Annotated in this window: 17 protein-coding genes and 1 tRNA gene; 14 read left to right on the top strand and 4 right to left on the bottom strand. The window is 67.7% G+C overall.

What is annotated here, in order from left to right; genetic code table 11:
• The 4 genes from EKG36_RS20500 to EKG36_RS15535 all read left to right on the top strand — a co-directional run.
• A partial coding sequence (locus EKG36_RS20500; protein WP_185827572.1) for a P-loop NTPase family protein occupies window positions 1-515 on the top strand: 515 nt, incomplete at its 5' end.
• Entirely contained in the window at window positions 512-1,189 is a 678-nt protein-coding gene (locus EKG36_RS15545; protein ID WP_126485723.1) for a TraX family protein, read from the top strand. The genes EKG36_RS20500 and EKG36_RS15545, both read left to right, overlap by 4 nt.
• A gap of 153 nt (window positions 1,190-1,342) precedes the next feature.
• The gene (locus EKG36_RS15540; protein ID WP_126485721.1) at window positions 1,343-2,635 is read left to right on the top strand and encodes a hypothetical protein; all 1,293 of its coding nucleotides are present in this window, start codon (window positions 1,343-1,345) and stop codon (window positions 2,633-2,635) included.
• The gene (locus EKG36_RS15535; protein ID WP_126485718.1) at window positions 2,632-3,624 is read left to right on the top strand and encodes a phage integrase; all 993 of its coding nucleotides are present in this window, start codon (window positions 2,632-2,634) and stop codon (window positions 3,622-3,624) included. The genes EKG36_RS15540 and EKG36_RS15535 overlap by 4 nt, the downstream gene beginning before the upstream one ends.
• Before the next feature lie 476 nt (window positions 3,625-4,100).
• On the opposite strand, the gene EKG36_RS15530 is transcribed toward EKG36_RS15535, so the two are convergent.
• Window positions 4,101-4,177 (bottom strand) — tRNA-Ile (locus tag EKG36_RS15530).
• 55 nt (window positions 4,178-4,232) lie between these two features.
• Window positions 4,233-5,270, bottom strand: coding sequence for a hypothetical protein (locus tag EKG36_RS15525; protein WP_126485716.1), 1,038 nt, complete (start codon window positions 5,268-5,270; stop codon window positions 4,233-4,235).
• Window positions 5,271-5,339: 69 nt separating this feature from the next.
• Between EKG36_RS15525 and EKG36_RS15520 the strand changes: the two genes are divergently transcribed.
• The 10 genes from EKG36_RS15520 to EKG36_RS15475 all read left to right on the top strand — a co-directional run bounded on the left by EKG36_RS15520 (window position 5,340) and on the right by EKG36_RS15475 (window position 19,832).
• A complete protein-coding gene (locus EKG36_RS15520; RefSeq protein WP_342774451.1) occupies window positions 5,340-5,957 on the top strand; it encodes a hypothetical protein in 618 nt (205 codons plus the stop codon).
• Window positions 5,958-6,232: 275 nt separating this feature from the next.
• Window positions 6,233-8,365 (top strand): TonB-dependent receptor, encoded by a 2,133-nt coding sequence (locus EKG36_RS15515; protein WP_126485714.1) that lies wholly within the window; start codon window positions 6,233-6,235, stop codon window positions 8,363-8,365.
• A 357-nt stretch (window positions 8,366-8,722) separates the two neighbouring features.
• Entirely contained in the window at window positions 8,723-10,270 is a 1,548-nt protein-coding gene (locus EKG36_RS15510) for a pyridoxal phosphate-dependent decarboxylase family protein (RefSeq protein WP_126485712.1), read from the top strand.
• 19 nt (window positions 10,271-10,289) lie between these two features.
• Window positions 10,290-11,618 carry a lysine N(6)-hydroxylase/L-ornithine N(5)-oxygenase family protein gene (locus tag EKG36_RS15505; RefSeq protein ID WP_126485710.1) on the top strand — a complete coding sequence of 443 codons (1,329 nt, stop codon included), beginning with the start codon at window positions 10,290-10,292 and terminating at the stop codon, window positions 11,616-11,618.
• Entirely contained in the window at window positions 11,615-12,787 is a 1,173-nt protein-coding gene (locus EKG36_RS15500; protein ID WP_126485708.1) for an MFS transporter, read from the top strand. Before EKG36_RS15505 ends, EKG36_RS15500 begins: the two co-directional genes overlap by 4 nt.
• A gap of 3 nt (window positions 12,788-12,790) precedes the next feature.
• Window positions 12,791-15,238, top strand: coding sequence for a GNAT family N-acetyltransferase (locus tag EKG36_RS15495; RefSeq protein WP_126485706.1), 2,448 nt, complete (start codon window positions 12,791-12,793; stop codon window positions 15,236-15,238).
• 112 nt (window positions 15,239-15,350) lie between these two features.
• A complete protein-coding gene (locus tag EKG36_RS15490; RefSeq protein WP_126485704.1) occupies window positions 15,351-15,857 on the top strand; it encodes an RNA polymerase sigma factor in 507 nt (168 codons plus the stop codon).
• A 71-nt stretch (window positions 15,858-15,928) separates the two neighbouring features.
• Entirely contained in the window at window positions 15,929-16,678 is a 750-nt protein-coding gene (gene fhuF, locus EKG36_RS15485) for a siderophore-iron reductase FhuF (protein WP_126485702.1), read from the top strand.
• Entirely contained in the window at window positions 16,675-17,619 is a 945-nt protein-coding gene (locus EKG36_RS15480; RefSeq protein WP_126485700.1) for a helix-turn-helix transcriptional regulator, read from the top strand. Before fhuF ends, EKG36_RS15480 begins: the two co-directional genes overlap by 4 nt.
• 104 nt (window positions 17,620-17,723) lie before the next feature.
• Window positions 17,724-19,832, top strand: coding sequence for a TonB-dependent siderophore receptor (locus tag EKG36_RS15475; RefSeq protein ID WP_126485698.1), 2,109 nt, complete (start codon window positions 17,724-17,726; stop codon window positions 19,830-19,832).
• Window positions 19,833-20,067: 235 nt separating this feature from the next.
• Here EKG36_RS15475 and EKG36_RS15470 read toward each other — a convergent pair whose 3' ends face one another.
• Window positions 20,068-22,254, bottom strand: coding sequence for a TonB-dependent siderophore receptor (locus EKG36_RS15470; RefSeq protein WP_126485696.1), 2,187 nt, complete (start codon window positions 22,252-22,254; stop codon window positions 20,068-20,070).
• Between the two features lie 199 nt (window positions 22,255-22,453).
• Complete coding sequence (locus EKG36_RS15465; protein WP_126485694.1) at window positions 22,454-24,256, bottom strand: ABC transporter ATP-binding protein; 1,803 nt, start codon at window positions 24,254-24,256, stop codon at window positions 22,454-22,456.
• Window positions 24,257-24,404: the final 148 nt, after the last annotated feature.

The following is a 24,404-nucleotide window of genomic DNA, read 5'->3' as shown; positions in this document are numbered from 1 at the left end:
CCCTGGTCGAGGTCCACGAGCACCTGATGCGCCGGGGCAAGATGGGCGGCGCCCTGGTCTACCGCTTCGAGGGGATCTGTCACACCAACCCCATGACCCACAAGGGCGACGCCGACTGTGAAGTGTCGATCTGGAAGCATCCCAAGGCCGTGTTTGCCGAATACCAGTCGGCCTCGATCCATACCGGCAAGCGCCGCCTGCCGCGCATCCTGATCATCGCCCCCTTCGTCTTCCTCGGCTCGGCGGCCTGTGTGGTCTACGCCACCAACTCGGTCTCCGAGTTCCTGGGCGGTGAATCCAAGGAAACGGCTTCCACCACGCAGCCCCAGGTACCCACTTCCTCCCCCAGCACTACAGCACCAGCGGACACCGTCACCGCCTACGCCGGCTCGATCTTCCAGGACAGCTGCCGCCTCTACGACCAGGACGGCAAGCCCATCCGCACCACCCGGCCCGACTGCTTCAACGCCATGGAGCTGGGCCTGCCCCTGGATGTGGAGGTGCTGACGCTATGACCACCGCCATCATCACCAACGCATCCCCGGCTCGCGCCATCCCGACCTGGCTGCCGGTCGTCCAAGGCCTGGCCATCACCACCATGGCCGTGGATCACGCCAGCGTCTGGCTAGTGAGTGGTGACATACCCGCCCTGCTGCGCGTCACGGTCGGCCGCCTGGCGCTGCCGATGTTCTGCTTCATGATCGCCTGGCACGCGCTGCACACCGCCGATGCCAGGCGCTACGCCGACCGCATCCTGTTGATCGCCCTGCTCGCGCAACTGCCGTTCATGGCCCTGCGCGGGGAAGTGCTCGGCAACATCTGCGTCACCCTGGCCGCCGCCGCCTACCTCGTGGCCTATCACCGGCACCGCGATCCCTTGGCCCTGATGCTGGGGGCCGCGCTCAGCCTCGCCACGCTCCAGGTCGAATACGGCCCGCTGGCGTTGCTGCTGGTGTTGAGTTTCACCCTGGCCATCCGCCAGCCGCTTACCTGGTTGCTTCCGCTCCTGGTCTGGCCGGTCGCGCAATATGGCCCGAGCCTGTCCGCCGCCTCGGCCTTCGTCGGGGTGCTCCTGGTCCTCGCCCTCGTAAGCACTCACCTACCGCCGATGCGCCTACCCCGCTGGCTTACCCGCTGGTTCTACCCGGCGCATCTGTGGGGGCTTCTGGCCTTGAGGGTGCTGATATGAGCGGGCCGCGCGTGCGCCGCGGGAGAGGACGCTTGCGACCGCATCCCCGCGCCGCATGCGCGGCCCGGCGAGACCCTCCCTGTAACACGTCTCGCAGACTCCCGCCGGAACGTGCGGAAAACTGCCAATAACGACCTATAGGTGATGTTCAAAATGAAGCGTTGGGAACGGTATTCAGTCGAGTCGCTGGCACAAGGCGAACAGGACCCGCGGGGCAAGCTGTTCATCAGCCACAAGGGACAGGCCCACCTGGAGCGAGTGCGTCTGCTGAACGCGGGAGTGGATACGGTGAGGCAGCTCTACCGGGGCCTCCCCCACCTGCCGCAGTTCGACAAGATCATCAGCGTCTACCAGGAGGGTCGCGGCGCGACCATCGACCTCTATGGGCAAACCTGGGCCGTGGGGGCCGGTGCCGCCGGCTCCGGCTTCCGTTACCGCCTGCAGAACAACGACCTCGGCGTGATCGTGTTCTTCCAGGCCCGGCACGTGAAGACCGACCAGGTGGGCACGCACCTCAAGATCGAGCTATCGCCCCACTACATCCAGGAACGCGAGCCCGCCGCCTGCCAACGCTTCATGGATCTCATCGCCTCCTGCCTGCTCGATCACATGGAATACGCCGGCTGTGCCGTTCATCTCGCCCTGGACGTCCAGGGCTGGGAGCCGCCCCGCGATTTCATGGACCGCTTCGTGACCCGCTCCAAGAAGATCACCCGCATCGACGGCATCGACTCGCTCAGCTTCGATCACGGCAACATCGCCACCACCTACGGACGCTGCGAAACCCTGATGTTCGGCACCGCTGGGGCCCTGCAATGCGCCATCTACAACAAGACCAAGGAAGCCCACTACCGCGACAAGCTGCACTTCTGGGAGGGGATCTGGGGCAACGCCACCAATGACGATCTGTCGCCGGCCTACGATCCCGACCAGGACGTGTGGCGCATCGAGATGCGCTTTCACCAGTCGGTGCTGGCCGAGTTCGCCCGGGGCATTCCCTGCAACGTCGACACCGGCGAGGTCCTGGACAACGCTCACGGCTTCCAGCGCTTCACCGATGTGATCCCCCACCTCACCGGGATCTGGCGCAGCGCTATGCAGAGCTATCGCCTGGACGCCTCGCGGGATCTGATCGACCCCGCCTGGCAGCTCTTCCAGGACGACCCGCGCTTCTTCGCCCACGCTCCAAGCTTCATGTACAAGCGGGCCCGTAAGGCCCCCGGCCTGGGAAACGAGAAGAACGTGTGTCTGGCCTTCGGCAACCTCATCTCGATCTATGCCCGCCAGGGCTTCGGCACCTACCAGGCGATTGACTACCTGAAGCGCTCCGGCATGTGGGAGGACCTGGAACACTACTACCGCCGTCGCGGCATCCAGGCCGGCGCCTTCCGGCAGCTGGTGGAGGACAAGCTCATCGAGCGACGATTGCTGGGGAAAGCGGCATGATCAGGAAGGTCAAAACCGGCTGGCAAGTGGACATTCGCCCCGACGGTACCTTTGGGCGTCGTATCCGCAAGACATTCAAGACTCAGGGCGAAGCCAAGCGCTTTGAGGCCGTCACTCGCGCCAAGGCTGCGGCTGGTGAAGACTACCGCCCACCGAGACGCGACAAGCGTCGGCTATGGGACCTCGCCCAGCTTTGGTACGACATGCACGGTGCCACCTTGCGCGATAACCGTTCTCGCCTCGGGAAACTGCGTCAGCTCGTTGACCTGATGGGGAACCCGCTGGCCATCAGCATCACTCCTGCCGATGCGGCACGCTTCCGGCAAAAGCGTCTCGACCAGGGCCTTTCGCCCAATACCATCAACCATGACATCAGCTACTTACGGGCCGTGTTCAACTTCGCCATCCGCATGAACGAGTGGCAACATGACAACCCCTTCGCCAAGCTACAGGCCTTGCGTCTGCCTGAGCGAGAGCCGTCTTTTCTGTCGGAGGATCAAATCAGCCGACTATTCCAGGAGCTGAGCCAGTCCAGGAACAAGCACGTCGTGTTGATCGCCTCGATCTGCCTGACCACCGGCGCCAGGTGGAGCGAAGCTCAAACCCTGCGAGCCGAATTTCTCCGTGAAGGCCGGATCACTTTCGTGAACACCAAGAACGGCCGGACCAGGACGGTCCCTATCGACCAGGATCTCTTTCAGCGGCTCAAGGACCACGGCCCCGAGGTAGGCCGAGTGTTCCCCCAGGACGCCTATTTGGCCTTCACCAGGGCCCTTGATCGCAGCGGCATCGAGCTACCCAAGGGCCAGCGAACCCACGTCCTGCGGCACACCTTCGCCAGTCACTTCATGATGAACGGCGGCAACCTGCTCACGCTTCAGAAGATCCTGGGCCACCAGTCCATTCAGATGACCATGCGCTATGCCCACCTGTCGCCGGATCACCTCAGCGAAGCGGTGAAGTTCGGCCCCACGGCTCCGGGCTTGTGAGGGGCGATGACCCCAAGTGCCCCCCACTCTGACGCAGCATGAGCCGTTTCAGGCCGTTGCCTGCTCTTTCAGCCCCTGATCCACATTCGCGGTGCTACCACATGAGTGGCATGTGACCCTGTAGCGGAAGCCAGACAACTGAACGACTTCAAACTCGTTCCATGGCTTCCCTTCCTCTAGCCGAATCTCTTTGCATCCGCAGCGGCAAAGCATGATCCACCCCTCATGGATGGGATCGGGTAGTAAATCAATGTTATTCATCGACAGCCCTCCCTGGAGACGACATAAAGCTAGACGGGAGGTTTCAGGCAGGCTGTAGGCCAGGGACTACACCTGGTGTAGGTCAAAAGAGCCTGGCGACGAGGTCGCCGTTGACCACCGAGTGGTCACGCGAAATCTTGGATGGACACAATGTGGACAGGTACAGCGAGAAACAGCGGAAGGGAAGGGAAAACCAAGCGTAAGTGACTGATTTTTGGTGGGCCCAGCAGGACTCGAACCTGCGACCAAGGGATTATGAGTCCCCTGCTCTAACCAACTGAGCTATAGGCCCGAAAGCGCGGGCGTATGATAGCGAAAGCCGCTGGCCGAGGCCAGCGACGCGGGCCTCAGTCGATGCCCAGGATGGTGTAGGGCGCCTCGCAGGCGTGGCGCTCGTCACGCTCGTGCACGCTCCCCAGGGCCAGGTTGCGGTCGTTGTCATAGGCCACGAACAGTCGCTGTCGGTCGAGCACGGCCAGGCCCTCGGCCTTGTGCTCGAACTCCAGCGGCAGCCCCTCCGGCGTGGTGACCATCGCCGGGGCCTTGCCGGCGCGGAAGTCCTCCAGGCTCATCTCCCACAGGTAGCCGCCGATGTGCTCCTCGTCGCCTTCCTCCACCTCGAAGCTGGTCAGCAGGTAGAGCCGGGCATGATAGGGGTCGTACTCGAGGCTCGAGAGCCCACAGGCGAAGCGCACGCCCTCCCGGGTATCCGGATCGAACCGGAAGTACTCGCGGAGGGCATCGAGGAACTCGATGTTGCCGCCCTCGGTGATCTGGTAGTGGGCGCCCACTACCCGGGAGACGTACTCGAAGTCGTCGTGGGCGTTGCCCTGCTCGCGCACGCCGAACAGCAGCAGGCCGTCGCCGTGGTCGCCGGGCACCGCCGCGAGCCCCTCGATCTTGTAGTAGGGGAAGCCGATGGCGGCACCGAGCTTGCGGCGCAGCTCCAGCGAGCCCTCCACGCCGTCGCGGGGATCGGGGTCCACCACCTGCACCTCGCCGGGCTTGCCGAGCGGCCAGATCAGCAGGTGATTGTAGTCGTTCAGGGCATGGCTCTCGTCGTCGATGCGATCGAAACCGGTCACCGCCAGCACGTGCCGGCCGTCGGTGGTCAGCGCGAAGTCCTCGTACTTCACCGCCTGCTGCAGCCGGGCGGCGGTCAGGTATTCCAGGCGACTATCGTCGGGGCCGTCGGCGCCGAGCGGCAGGGCGAACACTGCGGAGCGCTCCGCGCCGGGCACCGGCTTGTCACTGGCCAGCAGCAGCCGCTCACCGTCATACAGCGCGGCGGAGATCTCGGCGTTGACGAGCTCCCCCTGCGGGTCGCGCAGGCCGGCGGGGAAACAGTGGATGATGCCCTGTTGCAGGATCCTGGCGTTACGCATCGCGATTGCCTCCGGCGTCGATTACTCTCATGGCCATCACGCTAACACGGCCCTTGGGAGATTCCTCCGGTGATCGCACAAGCTGCACAATTCCGCCGCCTCGCCCCGCGTGTGGCATGCCTGGCGCTATCGTTCGCCGGGCTGGTGGCTCTGCCCACCCAGGCGGCCTGGCAGCTGGAACCGTCACGCTCAGGGCTCGAGGCCACCGTGATCGAGATTACCCCCTCCGGGCCGGTGCCCCATCGCCACCAGGTGCGTGAGCTCTCGGGTCGCATCGATGCCGATGGCACCCTGCGCCTGCCGCTGCGACTCAACCAGACCGATGTGCTGGAACGCCTGGGCCCCCTGCCGCCCTGGCTCGCCGGCATGACCGAACTGCCCCTGGCGACCCTGGTCACCCGGCTGCCACCGGCGCGACTCGATGGCCTGGCAGTGGGCGAATCGCTGACCGAGACGCTGACCTTTCGCGTCGACGCCGAGGGCGTCAGCCGCCAGGAGCCGCTGGCCCTGCGCTTCACCCGTGCAGGAACGGATCGCATCCGGGTGACCAACGCCGAGCGCATCGCGGTGGACGGCCGCGAGCTGATGGCCAACCCGACCCTGCGCACCGTGATGGCGCTGCTCGGCTACGAGCAGATCGGCGACGAGGTGCCGGTCACCCTCGAGGCCACCCTGGTCGACCGCTGACGACCCACCGCGTTCCTGGTCGTGGACCACTCGCGGCCAGCACGCCCCGCCATCCCTCCCTCATCGGCCCTTGCTCCCCTCTCGCCCGCCGCGTCAGGCGGCGGCCAGCCGCCACGGGCCTGGACCAGGCCGGATTAACGCGGTGCCCGCTGACGCTCACTGTGTAGGCGGCGACACCGCACCAGCAAATCAAAATACTTCTTGTTAGCATTATGTTTCATTACAATCGAACACCGCTAATACACCAAATACCGCAATATTCATCAAGGGAACTCATGAACTCACGCCATCTCACCGCCAGCCTCTCGGTGCTGGCCGGCGCCCTGGCCGGCCCGGCACTCGCCCAGGGAACCCAGGAGCCGGACGTCCAAGACACCATGGTGGTGGTCGGCTCCCGGGCCCCCACCGAGATCAGCCAGATTCCCGGCGCGGTCTGGGTCATCGACCGCGAGCAGTTGCACGAGCAGATCCGTACCGGCGCCGACCTGAAGACCGCCCTGGGCAAGCTGGTCCCGGCCCTGGACCTGGCGCCCCAGGGGCGCACCAACTACGGGCAGAACATGCGCGGCCGCAGTGTCCAGGTGCTCATCGATGGCGTTTCCCTGAACAGCTCCCGCAGCATCTCCCGCCAGTTCGACGCCATCGACCCCTTCAACATCGAGCGCGTCGAGGTGCTCTCCGGCGCCACCAGCCTCTATGGCGGCGGGGCCACCGGCGGCCTCATCAACATCATCACCAAACGGCCCGAAGCAGGCGACGGCCTCCAGCTCTCCAGCGAGGCCGGGCTGACCACCGGCTTCAATGATGGCGACGACCTGGACTATCGCCTGGCCCAGTCGATGGGCGGCGGCAATCAGTTCATCAAGGGGCGTATCGCCGTGGCCTACCAGGACAACGGCCGCCATTTCGACGCCAGTGGCGATGAGATCTTCCCCGATATCGCCCAGACCGACCTGCAGGACAACCGCAGCATCGATGTCATGGGCAGCCTGGACGTCCAGCTGGCCGAGCAGCAGACCCTCACGTTCGGCGCCCAGCTCTATCGCTCGCGCTTCGAAGGCGACCGCGGCGTCTACTTCCCGAACCTGGATGCCTCGAGCCCCAACCTGAACGACGCCGAGATCCGCGACGGCCTCGACTCCGACCGCGACCCGGCCACGGACCGCACGCTGGCCAACCTGCAGTACCATCATGCCGACCTGCTGGGCCAGGACTTCTACCTGCAGGCCTTCCATCGCGAGGAGGAGGCCAGCTTCCACGCCTTCCCCTACCCGGCCCCCAGCTGGAGCGCCCCCGACTTCTACGAGTTCCGGACCTCCAAGCAGAACACCGAGGTGCAAGGCCTCAAGGCGCTGTTCGACGCAGCCCCCAGCGATGCGCTGTCGGTGACCTACGGCGTGGACTACGACCGGGAAACCTTCGATGCCAACCAGATGATCTTCGACCGCGCCACCACCGATGCCAGCGGTGGCCTGGTGCAGGAAGCGTCCAGCATCGAGCCGCGTTATCCCGGCTATGAGATTGACACCCTCGCCGCCTTCGCCCAGGGGGAATGGCAGGTCACCGAGGGGCTCCAGCTCTCCGCAGGGGTGCGCCGCCAGCACGTCGACGTCGAGGTCGACGACTTCAACGGGGTCCCCGGCGGCGCCAACGACTACGACGCCACCCTGGCCAATGCCGGGGCGCTGTATGACTTCGGCAACGGTCACCAGAGCTGGCTGCAGTACAGCCAGGGCTTCGAGTTGCCGGACCCTGCCAAGTACTACGGCAAGAGCGCCGAGGTGAGCGTGGACGAGAACCCGCTCTCCGCCATCGAGACCGATCAGGTCGAGCTCGGCTGGCGCTATAACGGCGCGGAATGGATGAGCCAGGCGGCGGTCTACTACGCCTGGTCCGACAAGGCGGTGGAAAATGCCGACGACCTGAGCGTCATCGTGGTCGAGGAGGAAAAGCGCGACTATGGCCTCGAGGGCGCCGTGACCCGCTACTTTGATCATGGCTTCGAGGCCGGGGGCACCCTGCACCTGATCCGTTCCGAGCAGAAGAATGCCGACGGCGACTGGGACAAGCGCGATGCCCGCTACGCCTCGCTGTCCTCCGCCACCGCCTTCGTCGGCTGGTCCGACCTCGACCGCTCGGCGCGCCTGCAGGCCAGCCGCGCCTTCGACCTGGAAGACGAGGAGGACCGCAAGATCGTGGGCTTCACCACCGTGGACCTGACCCTCGGCCAGCAGACCGAGTTCGGTAGGTTCAGCCTCGGCGTGCAGAACCTGCTCGACGAGCAGTACTCCACGGTCTGGGGGCAGCGCGCGGCGATGTTCTATTCCCCCTACTACGGGCCGGAATACCTCTATGACTACCAGGGACGCGGCCGCACCTACACCCTGAACTGGTCGCTCAACTACTGATCGGCCGCCCCGCCGGTTTCAATCGTCCTGCGCCCACCCTTGCGGTGGGCGTTTCCCTGGACCTTCGACGGTGCGGTGGATAAGTGCCCGCCTCCATGTCGAATGAAGTGACGATCGCCTCGGCCGGCCACTCTTCCTCCAAGCCACCCTGTTCTCCAGCCCCCTTCCTCGCCGCCAGAAAAAATGTCGTCGTCGCGGTTCAGAACCCGTCGGCTCCTGCGTCATCCATGGGGCCACAACTAATAAATGAAAAGCATTCGCATTCTCATACGAGCCTGCCTCGCCTCCGCGAGGCACCGTTCGATACCCCCAAGCCGGGCCCGGGGCCCGGCAGCGACGAACTGACAAGGTGACCCCATGACGACACGGCTAGAGGAACGGGGGCCGAACATCGGCACCGAGCCGGCCCCCCTGGCGATGGACCAGCTGTTCAATGCCCGTCACGCCGAGGCCTACTGGCAGCAGGCGACCCGCTGCATCGACCTGGTGCGGCGCAAGGTGGCCCACGTGGAGCGGCCCTTCACCGGCGCGCGCCCCGAGGATCTCGAGGGGCTCTTCGCGGCCATCGACCTGGACGCGCCCCTCGGCGAGCTGCGCCCGGCCCTGGAGGAACTGGAGCGGGTCTACCTGGACGATGCCGTCTACTTCCATCATCCCCGCTACGTGGCGCACCTCAACTGCCCCATCGTGCTGCCCGGCATCCTCGCCGAGGCGATTCTCTCGCCGATCAACTCCTCGCTGGACACCTTCGACCAGAGCGCCGGCGGCACCTTCATCGAGCAGTCGCTAATCGACTGGACGGCCAGCCGCATCGGCCTGGGCGAGGACGCCGACGGGGTCTTCACCAGCGGCGGCACCCAGTCGAACCTGATGGCGCTGATGATCGCCCGGGATCACTATGGCGCAAAGCTGGCCGGCCACGGCGGCAACAAGCAGCAGGGGCTGCCGCCGGGCCACCAGCGGCTGCGCATCCTCGGCTCCGAGGTCAGCCACTTCAGCCTGCAGAAGTCGGCGGCGATCCTCGGGCTCGGCTACCAGGCGGTGATGCCGGTGGCCTGTGACGATCAGTACCGCATGGACCCCGCGGCCCTCAAGGCCCGCCTGGAGGAGTGCCTGGCGATGGGCCTGATCCCCCTCGCCGTGGTGGCCACCGCCGGCACCACCGACTTCGGCAGCATCGATCCCCTCGAGGAGATCGCCGCGCTGTGCCGCGAGCACGGCATCTGGCTGCACGTGGATGCCGCCTATGGCGGGGGCCTGCTGTGCTCGCATCGCTATCGTCACCGCCTGGCAGGCATCGAGTACGCCGACTCGGTGACCGTCGACTACCACAAGACCTTTTTCCAGCCGGTAAGCTGCAGCGCCTTCCTGGTGCGTCGGCGCAGCGACCTGCGCCACGTCACCTACCACGCCGACTACCTCAACCCGCTGTGCCAGGCCGAGGCCGGCACCCCGGACCAGGTCAACAAGAGTCTGCAGACCACCAGGCGTTTCGATGCCCTCAAGCTGTGGCTAACCCTGCGCATCATGGGCGCCGACGCCCTGGGCGAGATGTTCGAGCGGGTCATCGACCTGGCCGGCGAGGCCCACGCGGCGCTGGCCCGCCAGCCTGAGGTCGAGGTGCTGCTCGCCCCGCCCATGAGCACCCTGGTGTTCCGCTACCGCCCGGCGGGCCTCACCGACGCCGAGCTCGACGAGCTCAACGCCCATGTGCGCACGGCGTTGTCACGGAACAGCGAGGCGGTGATCGCCGCCACCCGGGTCGCTGGGAAGCGCTACCTCAAGTTCACCCTGCTCAACCCCGACACCCGCCTCGAGGACCTCACCGCCATCGTCGAGCGCATCGTCCACCACGGCCGTGACTGGTGCGAGGCCCAGGCCCCGACCCGCGCCGCCGCTTCCTGAATTCCAGCGAGACACGACCATGACCCAACACGTCCACGACTTTATCGCCATCGGCCTCGGGCCCTTCAACCTGGGCCTCGCTTGCCTGACCGACCCCATCGAGGAACTCGACGGTGTCTTCCTGGAACGCCGCGACGGCTTCGACTGGCACCCCGGCATGCTGCTGGAGGACGCCACCCTGCAGACCCCCTTCATGTCGGACCTGGTCACCATGGCCGACCCCACCAGCCGCTTCAGCGTGCTCAACTACCTGAAGCAGCAGGGCCGGCTCTACAACTTCTACATCCGCGAGAACTTCTTCCTGCTGCGCAACGAGTACAACCGCTACTGCCAGTGGGCCGTCGAGCAGCTCGACAGCATTCGCTTCGGCACCGAGGTGACCCGCATCGACTTCGATGCGGCAGAGGGCGTCTACCGGGTGAGCTGCCGCGACACCGGAAGCGGCGAGGCCCGGGTCCACCTGGCCCGGCACCTGGTGCTCGGCACCGGCACCACGCCCTACCTGCCGGAGGGCTGCCGCGACCTGGACCCGCGCCCGCTGCACTCCAGCGAGTACCTGGAGCACAAGGCCGAGCTGCAGCGCCAGGCGGCCATCACCCTGGTCGGCAGCGGCCAGAGCGCGGCCGAGATCTACCACGACCTGCTCGCCGACATCGACCGCTTCGGCTACCGGCTCGACTGGATCACCCGCTCGCCGCGCTTCTTCCCGCTGGAGTACGGCAAGCTGACCCTGGAGATGACCTCGCCGGACTACATCGACTACTTCCACGCCCTGCCCGAGGCCACCCGCAACACCCTGATGCAGCAGCAGAAGAGCCTCTACAAGGGCATCAACCTGGAGCTGATCGACGCCATCTACGAGCTGCGCTACGCCAAGGAGCTGGGCGGCGAGGTGCGTTCCGACCTGCTGACCAACACCAGCCTGGAGACCTGCCGCCATGACGCCGCGCGCGGCGAGTACGAGCTGACCCTGTGGCACAGCGAGCAGCGGCGTCACTTCCGCCACCGCACCCCGGCGCTGATCATGGCCACCGGCTACCGCTACCACATGCCGGACTTCCTGGCGCCCATCACCTCGCGCATCGCCTTCGACGACGCCGGGCGCTACGCGGTGGGCCGCTTCTACGACATCGACGGCGGGTGCGGCGAGATCTTCGTGCAGAACGCCGAGCTGCACACCCACAGCCTGGTGGCGCCGGACCTGGGCATGGGCCCCTACCGCAACGCCTGCATCATCCGCGCCCTGACCGGCCGGGAGGTCTACCCCATCGAGGAGCGCATCGCCTACCAGCGCTTCGGCGCCCCCAGCGAGGCCGTCTTCGAACCCATGGACGCGGAGCCCGCATGAGCCCGACCCCCTGGCTGGTGGCCGTGACCGCGGTGGCGGTGGTCAGCGACGCCATGCTGCTGCCCTTCTACCCGCAGTTCTTCGCCGAGCGCTTCGGCGTGACCGCCCCGTCCCACGTCGGCGCCTACCTGGCCATGAGCTGCCTGGTGGTGATGCTGGCGCTGCCCGGCTGGGCGCGACTGGCGCGCCGGGCCGGCACCCTGCGCCTGCTGATCGGCACCCAGGTGCTGGCCGGTGGCCTGAGCCTGTCCTGTGCGGTGGTCACCTCGCTGCCGTGGTTCTGGGGCCTGTCGCTGGCCATGCTGGTGGCCAAGGCCAGCTACCTGCTGGTCTACCCCTACCTGATGCACTTCGAGCCCCAGCATCGCCACACCACCCTGATCGGGTTGCTCTCGGTGGTAGTGCATGCCGGCGGCATCCTCGGCGCCGTGATCGGCGGCCTGGTGCTGGAGCACTGGCAGGCGGCCCAGGTATTCCGGGTGATGGCGGTCAGCGATGCTCTCCAGGTGGCGGTCTGCCTGCTGCTCCTGCGTCGCGGCCGGGCGCCCCATGCCGCTCCCGCCACCCCGCCGGCCCCAGGCACCAGCGGCGCCATCCTGCGCCTGGGCGTGGTGATGCTGCTGTTCTACTTCAGCGCCTACCTGGCGAGGCCCTTCTTCGCCCAGTACTGGGCGCTGGCCTCGGGCCTGCCCGGCGAGGTGCTGGCCGGCGCGGTCTTCGCCATCCCCGGCGGCGTGGCCGTGGCCCTGCTGGCCCTCGACCTGCTGGGCCGCCGCCCCGGGGGCGAGGCCATCATCCTGCCGCTGGCCATCGGCCTCACCGGCCTGCTGCTGCAGGCCAGCGGCGAGATCGCCGCCATCCTGGCTGGCCGCCTGCTGTTCGGCTGGGCGCTGTTCCGCGTCACCGTGCGCCTGGAGGTGCGCATCTTCCAGCTCAGCACCCCGGCGCGCTACGCCAGCGACTTCAGCAAGATCCATGTCTTCCAGGGGCTCGGCGTGCTCGTCGCCTCCTGGGGCGCCGGCCGCCTGGTCGACGCCCAGGGCCTGGCCAGCCCCTTCCTCGTCGCCGCGCTGGGCTTCGTCCTCTGCGCCCTGGCCCATCGCCTGCTGCTGGCCCGCGCCGAGGCAACCCCGGCGCGGCCCACCGACCCCGTTTCTGCAAGGACCTGACCCATGAACCTCTTCCACCCGACCCCGACCACCCGCATCACCTATTCACGCCACGTCCAGGGGCTGGGCACCTTCAGCCTGCGCCCGCTGCACCTGCCCGAGGACCTGGCGCGGATCCATGCCTGGGTCAGCGCACCCCGGGCCCGTTTCTGGGGCATGCAGGGCCACTCGCCGGAGCGGGTCCAGGCCTTCTACCGCGACCTCCAGGAGAGCGACCACGCCCAGGGCTACCTGGGGCTGTTCGACGGCGAGCCGGCCTTCCTGGTGGAGTGCTACGACCCCCGCCACGATCCCATCGGCGAGCACTACGCGGTGGCCGAAGGCGACCGCGGCATGCACTTCCTGGTAGCCCCGGCCGAGACGCCGCTGCCCGGCTTCAGCGCCCAGGTGATCACCACCATCCTGGCCTTCATGTTCGAGGATGCCGATACGCGGCGAGTGGTGGTGGAGCCGGACGTCAACAATCGCAAGATCCATCCGCTCAACCGCCGGGTCGGCTTCGTCTACGACCGCGAGGTCGAGCTTCCCGAGAAGACCGCCCACCTGGCCTTCTGCGACCGGGCGGCCTTCGCCTCGGCGGTGAGCGCCGAGAACCCGCGCCTGGACCCGAGCCTGGCCGCCGACCCGGCCCGCGCCGCCGACCACCTGACCCCCGAACTCTGGGCCCGAGCCAACCGCTGGCTGATCCGCAAGGCCATCGCCGAGTTCACCCATGAGCGGCTGCTGGCGCCCGAGGCGCTGTCCGTCGACGCGGACGGCCACGGCGACTACCGGCTGGCCGCCCCGGACGAGGCGGCCGAGTACCGCTTCCGCGCCCGCCGCCTGGCGCTGGATCACTGGGTGATCGACCTCGACTCCCTCGAGAAGCGCGTCGACGGCGCCCCGGCGGAGCTCGACGCCCAGGCGTTCATCCTCGAGTTCCGCCGCTCCCTGGGCATCGGCGACGAGATGCTGCCGGTCTACCTGGAGGAGGTCGCCAGCACCCTGTTCGGCGGCGCCTACAAGCTCGCCGGCACCCGCCCCGACGCCGACGGCCTGGTCGACGCCGACTTCCAGACCCTGGAGGCCGCCATGACCGAGGGCCACCCGGTGTTCGTGGCCAACAACGGCCGCATGGGCTTCGACGCCGTGGACTACCATGCCTTCGCGCCGGAGGCCGCCGCCCCCATCACCCTGGTGTGGCTGGCCGTGCACCGCGAGGACGCCCACTACAGCGCCATCGAGGGCCTGGACTACATGGCCCTGCTGCGCGACGAGCTGGGCGAGGCGACGCTCGCCGACTTCCACCGCCGGCTCGAGGCCCGCGGCCTCGCCCCGGCGGACTACCTGCTGATGCCCGCCCATCCCTGGCAGTGGTTCCACAAGCTGGCCATCACCTTCGCCGCCGAGGTGGCCCGGGGCCGCATCGTCTGCCTGGGCTACGGCCACGACCAGTACCGCGCCCAGCAGTCGATCCGCACCTGGTTCAACGTCAGCCAGCCGAGCCGGCGCTACGTGAAGACGGCCCTGTCGATCCTCAACATGGGCTTCATGCGCGGCCTCTCGCCCAACTACATGCGCGCCACCCCGGCCATCAACGACTGGATCAAGGCCCTGGTCGACGGCGACCCTGAGCTGCGTGCCCAGGGCTTCACGGTGCTGCGCGAGGAGGCGGCCATCGGCTTCAGGCGCGATGCCATCGAGCCGGCCTTCGACCGCTACAGCGCCTACAAGAAGATGCTGGCCTGCCTGTGGCGGGAGAGCCCGGTGCGCTACCAGCAGGACGGCCAGCGGCTGATGACCATGGCCGCCCTGCTCCACGTGGACGCCGACGAGCGAGCCCTGCTGCCCCGGCTCATCGCCACCTCGGGGCTCGCCACCCGCGACTGGCTGGACCGCTACCTGCGGGTCTACTTCCGCCCGCTGCTGCACTGCTTCTACGCCTACGACCTGGTGTTCATGCCCCACGGCGAGAACCTGATCCTGCAGCTCGAGGACGGCGTGCCGGTGCGCGCCATCATGAAGGACATCGCCGAGGAGATCGGCATCATGAACACCGAGGTGGCGCTGCCCGAGGCCATCTCGCGCATCGCCGTCGAGGTGCCCGAGCCGCTCAAGGTGCTGTCGATCTTCACCGACGTCTTCGACTGCTTCCTGCGCTTCGTGGCCCCGATCCTCGTCGAACAGGGCGACATCACCGAGGGCGAGTTCTGGGAGCGGGTGGCCCGCTGCGTCATCGACTACCAGCAGGACCACCCCGAGTTCGCCGAGAAGTTCGCCCGGCACGACCTCTTCGCCCCGGAGTTCACCCGCTCCTGCCTGAACCGGCTGCAGCTCAACAACCACCAGCAGATGATCGACCTGGCCGATCCGGCGAAGAACCTCCAGTTCGCCGGCACCCTGGTCAATCCCATCGCCGCCTATCGCCCGCAGACCGCGACCAATCACGCCAGCGAGGACGCCCTGGCCTGACACCATCCGCTGGCCAGGCGTCGCCTCGGCGGGGGATGCCTGGCCAACTATATTTGATAATAAGTCTCATTATCATAGAATACGCGACTTCGGTTCCCAGGACGGAGCTCGCATGACTGCCCACCCCGATCTCGATGCCCTCTTCCAGCGTTACGCCACGGACCTCGCTGGCTACCTGCGGCGCCAGCTGCAGTGTCCCCACCTCGCCGAGGACCTCTGCCAGGAGGTCTTCCTGCGCCTCGGCCAGCACCCCGAGCCCGGCCGGCTCGAGGAGCCCCGGGCCTACCTGTTCCGCATGGCCCGCAACCTGGTCATCGACCATCATCGACGCTGCCGCTCGCGTCCCGTCAGCCACCCCCTGGACGACCCCGCCCTGTGTCTGTCCTGTCCGCGCCCCTGTCCCGAGGAAGCGACCGAGCACCACCTCCACCTGATGCGCCTGCGCGAGGCCCTGGACGCCCTGCCACAACGCTTGCGGCAGGCGCTGACCTGGCACCGGCTCGAGGGGCTGACCCAGGCGGAGATCGGCCGCCGCCTCGGCGTCTCCGAGCGCATGGCCGGGCGCTACGTGGCCCAGGCCATCGAGCATTGCCGGGCGCAGCTGGAGGCCGCAGCCTGACACGCGGCCTCATTTGATAACGATTCGCATTTTAATTATCATCCGGCATCGACGTCCCCGGTGGAGGCACCATGACCCAAGCGCTGTCGACGCTCTATATCGGCCCCCTGGAGGGCCTGACGCCGCCCCGGGTCGCACCAACGCCCGGCCCCGACGCCCTGCCCGCCGGCATGCTGCTCGACCCCGCCTACCTGGATACGCTGTTCGCGCGTTTCGGCGCCCAGTATGGCCACGGCGACCGCCGGGCGGTGGCCTCGCTATGGTCCAAGTGGCACTTCAGCGGTCTCGCGGTTCATGGCCTGGCCGCCAACCTGCTGCTCGAGCGCGACCTGCCGCTGGGGCTGGACGACCTGCACCTGGTGCAATCCGCCGAGGGCCAGACCACCGGCCTCGAGCTGCACCACGCCGGCCGCCCGCTGGCCGAGCTCGGCGCCCTGACGCGCTTCGCCACCCTGCTCGACGACCACCTGACGCCGCTGGTCGAGGCCCTGGCCACGGCCACCGGGGCCTCGACCAAGGTGTTCTGGAGCAACGCCGGCAACTACTTCGAGCACTTCGCCGGCGCCCTGGCCGACCACCCCATGGCCGCCCCGGACGTGAGCGAGCCCGCCCAGGCGCTGATGGAGAGCCGAACCCTGCCCGACGGCCGCCGCAACCCGCTCTACCGGCCGGTGCGCTATGTCACGCCCGACGCGCCCGAGGCGCCCGCGCGGATCCGCCGGCTGTGCTGCATCCGCTACCTGATCGACGAGCTCGGCTACTGCGCCAACTGCCCGCTGGAGTGCCGGCGCGCCGGCAAGGCGGCGAAGGAGGCCGGATGAGCCTGCCCGCTGCCGGCGTGCGCCCGCACACGCCCCGGGACCTGCAGGCCTATGGCCGGCGCTACGGCCTCGACTACCGGGTCCCGGGCCTCTCGCCCCGGGCAAAGGCTCCGGTGGTACGAGGCCTGGTGCGCGAGTTCGCCCCCCGACACGGCATGCAGCTGGTCGCCTCCGACGTGGAGGTACTGCATCGCTACGACTCCCGCTCCAGGGCGAGCTCGCCGCTGTCGATCATCGTCCTGCTGGAGGGGCGAGCGGAGGTGGTCATGGGGAACGAGGGCCCGCTTACCCTCAGCCCCGGCATGGCGCTGAGCGTGCGGCTCGAGGGCGAGCGCTGCCTTGAGGCCTCCCAGCCGGCTGGCCAGCGCCTGCGCGCCCTGACCCTGAGCCTCGACGAAGGCTGCCTGGCCCGGCTGGGGGCGAGGGCACCGGCGCCCGCCGCTTCCCACCTGCATGCCTGGCAACTACCCGAGCCGCTACGCCAGGGCCTGGAGCAGGCCCTGACCACGCCGCTCCCGGGCGAGGCCCAGCGGCTGGTGCTCGAGGGGCTGAGCCTGCAGCTGCTGGCCCACGGCGGCTGCTTCGGTGATCCCATGCCGTCCTCCGCACTGCGCCTGGCGCCCCAGGAGCGCGAGCGCCTGGAGCGAGTCCGCGAGGCGCTACACGAGGACCCCGCCGGCGACCATCGCCTGGCGTCCCTGGCCGAGCTCGCCGCCATGAGCCCCGCCAGCCTCAGGCGCAAGTTCCGCGCGGCCTATGGCCGCTCGGTGTTCGACTACCTGCGCGAGTGCCGACTCACCCTGGCTCGGGACTACCTGCGCAAGGGCTACAGCGTACAGCAGGCGGCCCACTTCTGCGGCTACCGCCACGCCAGCAACTTCGCCACCGCCTTCCGCCGTCACTTCGGCCATTCGCCGAGTTCCCTTCCCGAGACGAGCTGAGCATCCCGCATAGCCGAGTGATCATTGCGCATACCTCGCGGGCCAGGCAAAAGGGAACAATTCTCATTACCTAAAGTCACTCAGTATCATTACAGGACCCCTTCATGCCCACTCCACGCCCGCTGGCGCTGGCGGTATCCCTCGTTGCCGCCGGCACGGCCCTGGTCGCCCACGCCGAACAGGCCGAACAGGCCGAACAGGCCGAACAGGCCGAACAACTCTCCACCCTGACCGTCACCGCCCAGGCGGCCACCAAGACCGAGACGCCCTTCAACGAGACGCCGCAGTCGGTCTCGATCGTCGAGAACGAGCAGTGGGAGGCCCGCGGCGCCGCGACCGTGCAGCGCGCCGCCGACTACACGCCGGGCGTCTACACCAACCAGGTCGGCGCCTCCAACCGCTACGACTACCTGGTGCTGCGCGGCTTCACCGACGGTAGCGTCAGCAATACCTTCCTCGATGGACTCAAGGTGATGAGCGACGGCGGCTCCTTCAGCTCGCTGGTCATCGACCCTTACTTCCTGGAACGCATCGAGGTGGTCAAGGGGCCCGCCTCTGTGCTCTATGGCCGTGCCTCTCCCGGCGGCCTGGTCGCCCAGACCAGCAAGCGCCCCGAGTTCGAACGCAGCGGCGAGCTGCGCCTCGGGGCCGGCAACAATGCTCAGCGCAGCGCCGCCTTCGACCTCACCGGCCCGCTGGACGACGAGCGCCGCGTCGCCTTCCGGCTGACCGGCCTGGCCCGGGCCGCCGACACCCAGTTCGGCCCGGTGGAGGAGGAACGCTATGCCTTCGCCCCCCAGCTGACCTGGGACGTCACCGATGCCACCAGCCTGACCCTGCACGCCTACCTGCACAAGGACCCGGAAGGCGGCTACCATGCCGGCCTGCCCTTCGAAGGCACGGTGGTGGATCACGCCGGGCGGCGCGTCTCCAATACCTTCTTCGAGGGCGAGGACGACTTCGACAAGTTCGAGCGCGAGCAGCGCATGGTGGGTTATGAACTGGAGCACCGCTTCAACGACGCCCTGACCGGTCGCCAGAAGCTGCGTTACACCGAATCCGACGTCGAGCTCGAGCAGGTCTATGCCTGGGGCTGGGCCAACGACACCGAGCTCAACCGCTACTTCTCCAGCGGTGACGAGTCCCTGGAGGCACTGGCGGTGGACAACCAGCTCGAGGCCCGCCTCGCCACCGGTACCGTGGACCACACCCTGCTGGCCGGTGTCGACTACCAGCAGCGCGACAACGACGTGGTCTGGGGCTCGGGCGCCTTCCCCACCATCGATGCCTTCGATCCCGAGTACGGCGCCGAGCCCACCGCCATGTTTCCGGACATCCGTCGCAAGCGGGAACTCGAACAGACCGGCGTCTACCTCCAGGACCAATTGGCGCAGGGGAACTGGCGACTGAACCTGGGCGGGCGCCATGACTGGGTCGATGTCAGCAACAGCGACCGCGACAGCGGGGCCGAGAGCGAACTGGATGATACCCAGTTCAGCGGTCGCGCCGGGGTGCTCTACCTGTTCGACAACGGCCTGGCCCCCTACGCCAGCTACACCACCTCCTTCAGCCCGAACTCCGCCATCGACGAGAACGGCGACCTGATCGAGCCCTCTCAGGGCGAGCAGGTCGAAGCAGGTCTGAAGTTCCAGCCAACCGGCACCCAGGACCGCTACAGCCTGGCGCTGTTCCACATCACCCAGGAAAACCTCGCCACCAAGCGCGCCAGCGAGACCTTCTTCCGCGCCACCGGCGAGATCGAGTCCCGGGGGGTCGAGCTGGAGGCCCACACCCAGCTGACCGACAACCTGCGCCTGCAGGCCGGCTACAGCTACACCGACGTGACCCTCGAGAAGACCGGCGATGCCAACGAGGGCAACACCGACAACTGGGTGCCGCGCCATCAGGCCTCGCTGTGGGGGCAGTACGCCGTCCAGCAGGGCGGACTCGCCGGCCTGGATGCGGGCCTCGGCGTGCGCTACTACGCCGACATCTACGCCGACGAGGCCAACACCGAGAAGGTGCCCGACTACTACGTGGTCGATGCCACCCTCGGCTATGACCTGGCCGAGGTGGGCCTCGAGGGCGTCTCGACCCGGCTCAACGTGACCAACCTGCTCGACGAGGACTACGTTTCCGGCTGCAGCAGCATCAACTTCTGCTACTTCGGCGCCGAACGCAGCGTGAAGGCGACGGTCAGCTATAACTTCTGACCCCGTCCCTCCCCTGCCATTGGCAAGACGACACCGGCGGCCCTCGGGCTACCGGTTTTTCTTGTCCGAGCGGAAGCGAGCCTGCGAGCGCACCGAGGATGGCCGAGGCGATCCCGTGGATGGGCTGGCGCTTATCTCCCCCACGAGCACCGCAGTGCCTTGCTCGCAGAAACGCAAAGGGCCCACCCCGTCACCGGGGTGAGCCCTGGTTGGCCTGGCTAAACTGCTCCGGGCCTTAGTAGGTCCAGGTCAGCTCGGCCATGACGTGGCGCGGGGCGCCGTGGAAGGCCTGGTCCCACTTCAGGCTGGTCAGGTATTTCTCGTCGGTGACGTTGTTGACGTTCAGCGAGCCGGTCAGGCTGTCGCTGAAGTCGTAACTGGCCATCAGGTCGACCAGCGCGTAGGCCTCCTGGCGGGTCTTGCCATCGGCGAAGTCACGCTCCCGATCGATATCGTCCTGCCAGCGCACCCGGGCACCGACCTTGAGCGCGTCCAGTGACGCCGGGCGATAGCTGGTGGCGGCCCGCACCAGATGACGCGGGATATAGGTGTTGGTGGCCTCGCCGTCGGCGTCCTCGATCTCCAGGTAGGTGTAGCCGACACTGGCCTGCCAGCCCGGGGCCAGCTCGCCGGCCAGGGTGACCTCCACGCCCTCGCTGGTAATGCCGTCGACGCCTTTGTGCACCTGCTGGGTACCGACCATCTCCCCCGTCGGCTCGGCGACGTTGTTCTGTTCGGTACGGAACAGCGCCAGGGCCGCATCGGCACCGCCGTCGAAGACGTCGGCCTTGAGCCCGACCTCGTAGCTCACCCCCTCGACGGGATCCAGGAAGTCGCCATTGCCGTCGATCTCGGTCTGCGGATTGAAGATCTCGGTGTAGCTGGCGTAGAGCGAGGCCTGCTCGGTGACGTCGAAGATCAGGCCCGCATACGGAGTCAGCTCTTCGTCGAGGTTGGTGTCCTGGGAGCTGGCGTACTGCTCGCCCACGGTGTCGAGCCAGCTCAGACGGGCGCCGACCACGGCGGTCCAGCGATCGGCCAGGTCCAGCTTGCCGGCACTGTAGAGGCTGCGCTCCCGGATGGTGGCATCCCCCACGGTGGAGGGATAGGCGATCCAGGCATCGGGCTCGGGATAGCTGCCGTCCCACTCCTCGAGCGGCGGCAGGCCCTCGCTCAGCGCCGTGGTGGGGTAGCGGGACTCCTGCTGGTTGCGGCTCTCGCTCCAGTCCGTACCCAGCACCAGCTGATGGCGACGCCCGAAGGCCTGGACGTCGCCCTTGGCATGCAGGTCGGCGGTCCACTGCTCGAGGTGGCGATCGTACTGGCTGATGAACAGCTGGCTGCTGTCGACGGTGCCCGTGGCAGCATCGGGCACCCCCCAGATGTAGAGCAGCTGGGTATCGGACACCATGTCCAGGTAGTTCACCGTGCCCTTGATCTGCCAGTCGTCCGAGAGCCGCTGGGTCAGCTCGACGAAGCTGCGCTGGGTCTCCACGTCCCAGTAGGACCAGTCGGGCGCGGAGGTAGTGGAAACATCATAGTCCGTCGGGTCGCCGGCCGAGTCGTAGAGCGGCAGCGATCCCCACATGTTGCTGTCGGTGTTGTTCTGCTGCCAGGTATGGCCCAGGGCCAGTTGCGTGCTGTCCGTCAGGTCGGCTTCCAGGACGCCGTACAGCACGCCCCGCTCCCGATGCAGCCGATCCAGGTAGGAGTCGCCGTCCTGCCCCGCGGCCACCAGGCGGCCGCGCACCCGGCCTTCATCGTCGAGGGGGCCGGAGACATCCAGCGCCAGGCGGCGGTGGTCATCGCTGCCCAGGGTCCCCGTGACGGACACCTGGGGTGTCGCGGTGGGCCGCTTGCGGATGAAGTTGACGGTGGCCGCCGGGTTGCCCGAACCGGACATCAGGCCGGTGGCGCCGCGCACCACCTCGACCCGGTCGTAGACGGCCGTGTCGACATCGCCCTGGACGTTGTTGTAGGGCATCGGCACGCGCAGGCCGTCGATCTGCAGGTTGGAGATCTCGAAGCCCCGCGAGGTGAAGTAGGTCCGGTCGGTCTCCAGTCGTTCCACCGTCACGCCCGGCGTGGTCTCCAGGACGTCGTTGATGGTATCGAGATTGAAGTCCTCGATCTGGGCGCGGGTCACCACCGAGACGGATTGCGGCGTCTCGCGAGGCGTCAGGTCGAGCTGGGTCGCGGTGCTGGTGCGCGAGACCCGATAGTCGTCGGAGCCCTCGGTGACGATCGACAGCGCCTCGGCCTCGACGGTGACCGTCTCGAGTTCCTCGGCGGACTCGGCCTGCTGGGCCAGCAGGGTGGGCGACATCAGCACGAAGGCGCTGGCGGTGGCCAGGCCGAGGGCCCGGCGCACGGCCAGGGCGAGGGGATCGACCCCGCAGAGACGGGAAACAGGATGAGACATGTGAGCAAGCCTTGAGTTCTGATGCAACGGGAACGCGCATGATAATGACTCGCATTGGTCACAACAACCAATAATGATTCACATTTATTTCTTGCTGCTCGTTCGCCCCCTGCCCTGGCTGGTGCCGAGCCCCGCGCAAGAACGGCACCGGCGGCCAGGGGCCGCCGGTCGAGGAAGGGAGTCAGGATGGCGATGACGATCAGGCCAGGGAGACAGGCGCCGCCTCGACCTCGCCGGTCTGCACGCGCCACTGGGCGGCGTAGCGGCCCTCGCCGGCGAGCAGCTCGGCATGGGTGCCCCGCTCGACCACTCGGCCGGCCTCGATGACGGCGATCTCGTCGGCGTGGACGATGGTCGAGAGGCGGTGGGCGATCATGATCACGGTGCGGCCATGGCCGATGCGCCTGAGCGAGCGCTGGATGGCCGCCTCGGTCTCGTTGTCCACGGCGCTGGTGGCCTCGTCCAGCACCAGCACCGGCGGGTCCTTGAGCAGCGCCCGGGCCAGCGACAGGCGCTGGCGCTGGCCGCCGGAGAGACGCACGCCGCGCTCGCCCACCGGGGTGTCGAGGCCCTGGGGCAGGGCCTGGATGAAGTCCCAGGCCTCGGCCGTCTTGGCCGCCTCGACGATCTCGGCCTCCGCGGCGTCCGGCTTGCCATAGGCGATGTTGTCGCGCACCGAGCCCTCGAACAGGTAGACGTCCTGGCTGACCAGGCCGATGGCCCGGCGCAGCGAGGCCAGGGAAACCTCGCGGATCGGCTGGCCGTCGATCTGCACCCGCCCCTCGGCTGGGTCGTGGAAGCGCAGCAGCAGCTTGATCAGCGTCGACTTGCCGGAGCCGGTGGCGCCCACCAGGGCCAGGGTGTGCCCCGCCGGTACCGCCAGGTCGACGCCCTGGACCCCGGCGTCGCCCTCGCCGTAGCGGAAGGCGACCCCTTCGAAGGTCACCGCGCCGCGAACCGGCTCGGCCAGCGCCTGGCCGGCGTCGTCGCGCACCCGGATGGGCGTGGCCAGCAGGTCGAGGATGCGCCGGGTGCTGGCCATGGCCCGCTCGAAGAGGTCGATGACCTGGGCCAGGCCGGTGAGCGGCCACAGCAGCCGCTGGGTGAGGAACACCAGCACGCCGTACGCCCCCACGTTGAGCTCGCCCTTCAGGGCCATCATGCCGCCCACGGTGAAGGTGGCCAAAAAGCCGGTGAGGATCGCCATGCGGATCACCGGGATGAAGGCGGAACTGATGCGGATGGCCCGCCGGTTGGCCTCCACATAGGCCTCGCTGGCGGCCCTGAGACGCTCGGCCTCGCGGGCCTCGGCGGTGAAGCTCTTGATGGTGGCGATGCCCGCCAGGTTGTTGGCCAGCCGGCTGGACAGGTCGCCGACCCGTTCGCGGACGTCGGCATACAGCGGCCCGGCCTTGCGCTGGAAGTAGAAGGCCCCCCAGACGATCAGCGGGATCGGGGTGAAGGCCAGCAGGGCGATCAGCGGCGAGAGCACGAAGAACACCGCGCCCACGGCCACCACGGTGACGCCGACCTGGATCATGGCGTTGGCCCCGCCGTCGAGGAAGCGCTCGAGCTGGTTGACGTCGTCGTTCATGGTCGCCACCAGCTGTCCGGAGCTCCGCGACTCGAAGAAGCCCATGTCCAGGCGCTGGGCGTGTTCGTAGGCATCCTGGCGCAGGTCGGCCTGCAGGCGCTGGGCCAGGTTGCGCCAGAGGATCTGGAAGAGGTACTCGAACAGCGACTCGCCGGCCCAGATGAAGAAGGTCAGCCCGCCGAGCACCAGGATCTGCTGCTGGGCGGTGGTGAAGCCCAGCCCGGCCACGAAGCTTTCCTCCTGGTTGACCACCACGTCGATGGCCACGCCAATCAGGATCTCCGGGGCGATATCGAAGAGCTTGTTGAGGATCGAGCAGACGCTGGCGGCGATGATGCGACGCCGATATCCCCGGGCATAGCGCAGCAGGCGCCCCAGGGCCTGGAAACTGGAAGCGGTGGACGACATCGGGCCTTTCCTTGTGGATGGGGGCTCAAGCCTACGGCATGCACGTCGCCGGACCAACCGATAACATTGATAAGAATTCTCGTTTGCCTTACGCTTTGCGTCGCAACGGACCGCCCCGGGTGGCGGCCTCCCGCTAGCGGAGCCTTCC

It is taken from the genome of Halomonas nitroreducens (genome assembly GCF_003966155.1).
In the GTDB taxonomy this organism is placed as follows: domain Bacteria; phylum Pseudomonadota; class Gammaproteobacteria; order Pseudomonadales; family Halomonadaceae; genus Halomonas; species Halomonas nitroreducens.
The sequence above is the reverse complement of the archived record's forward strand: the minus strand, read 5'-3'. Positions and strand labels throughout refer to the sequence as shown.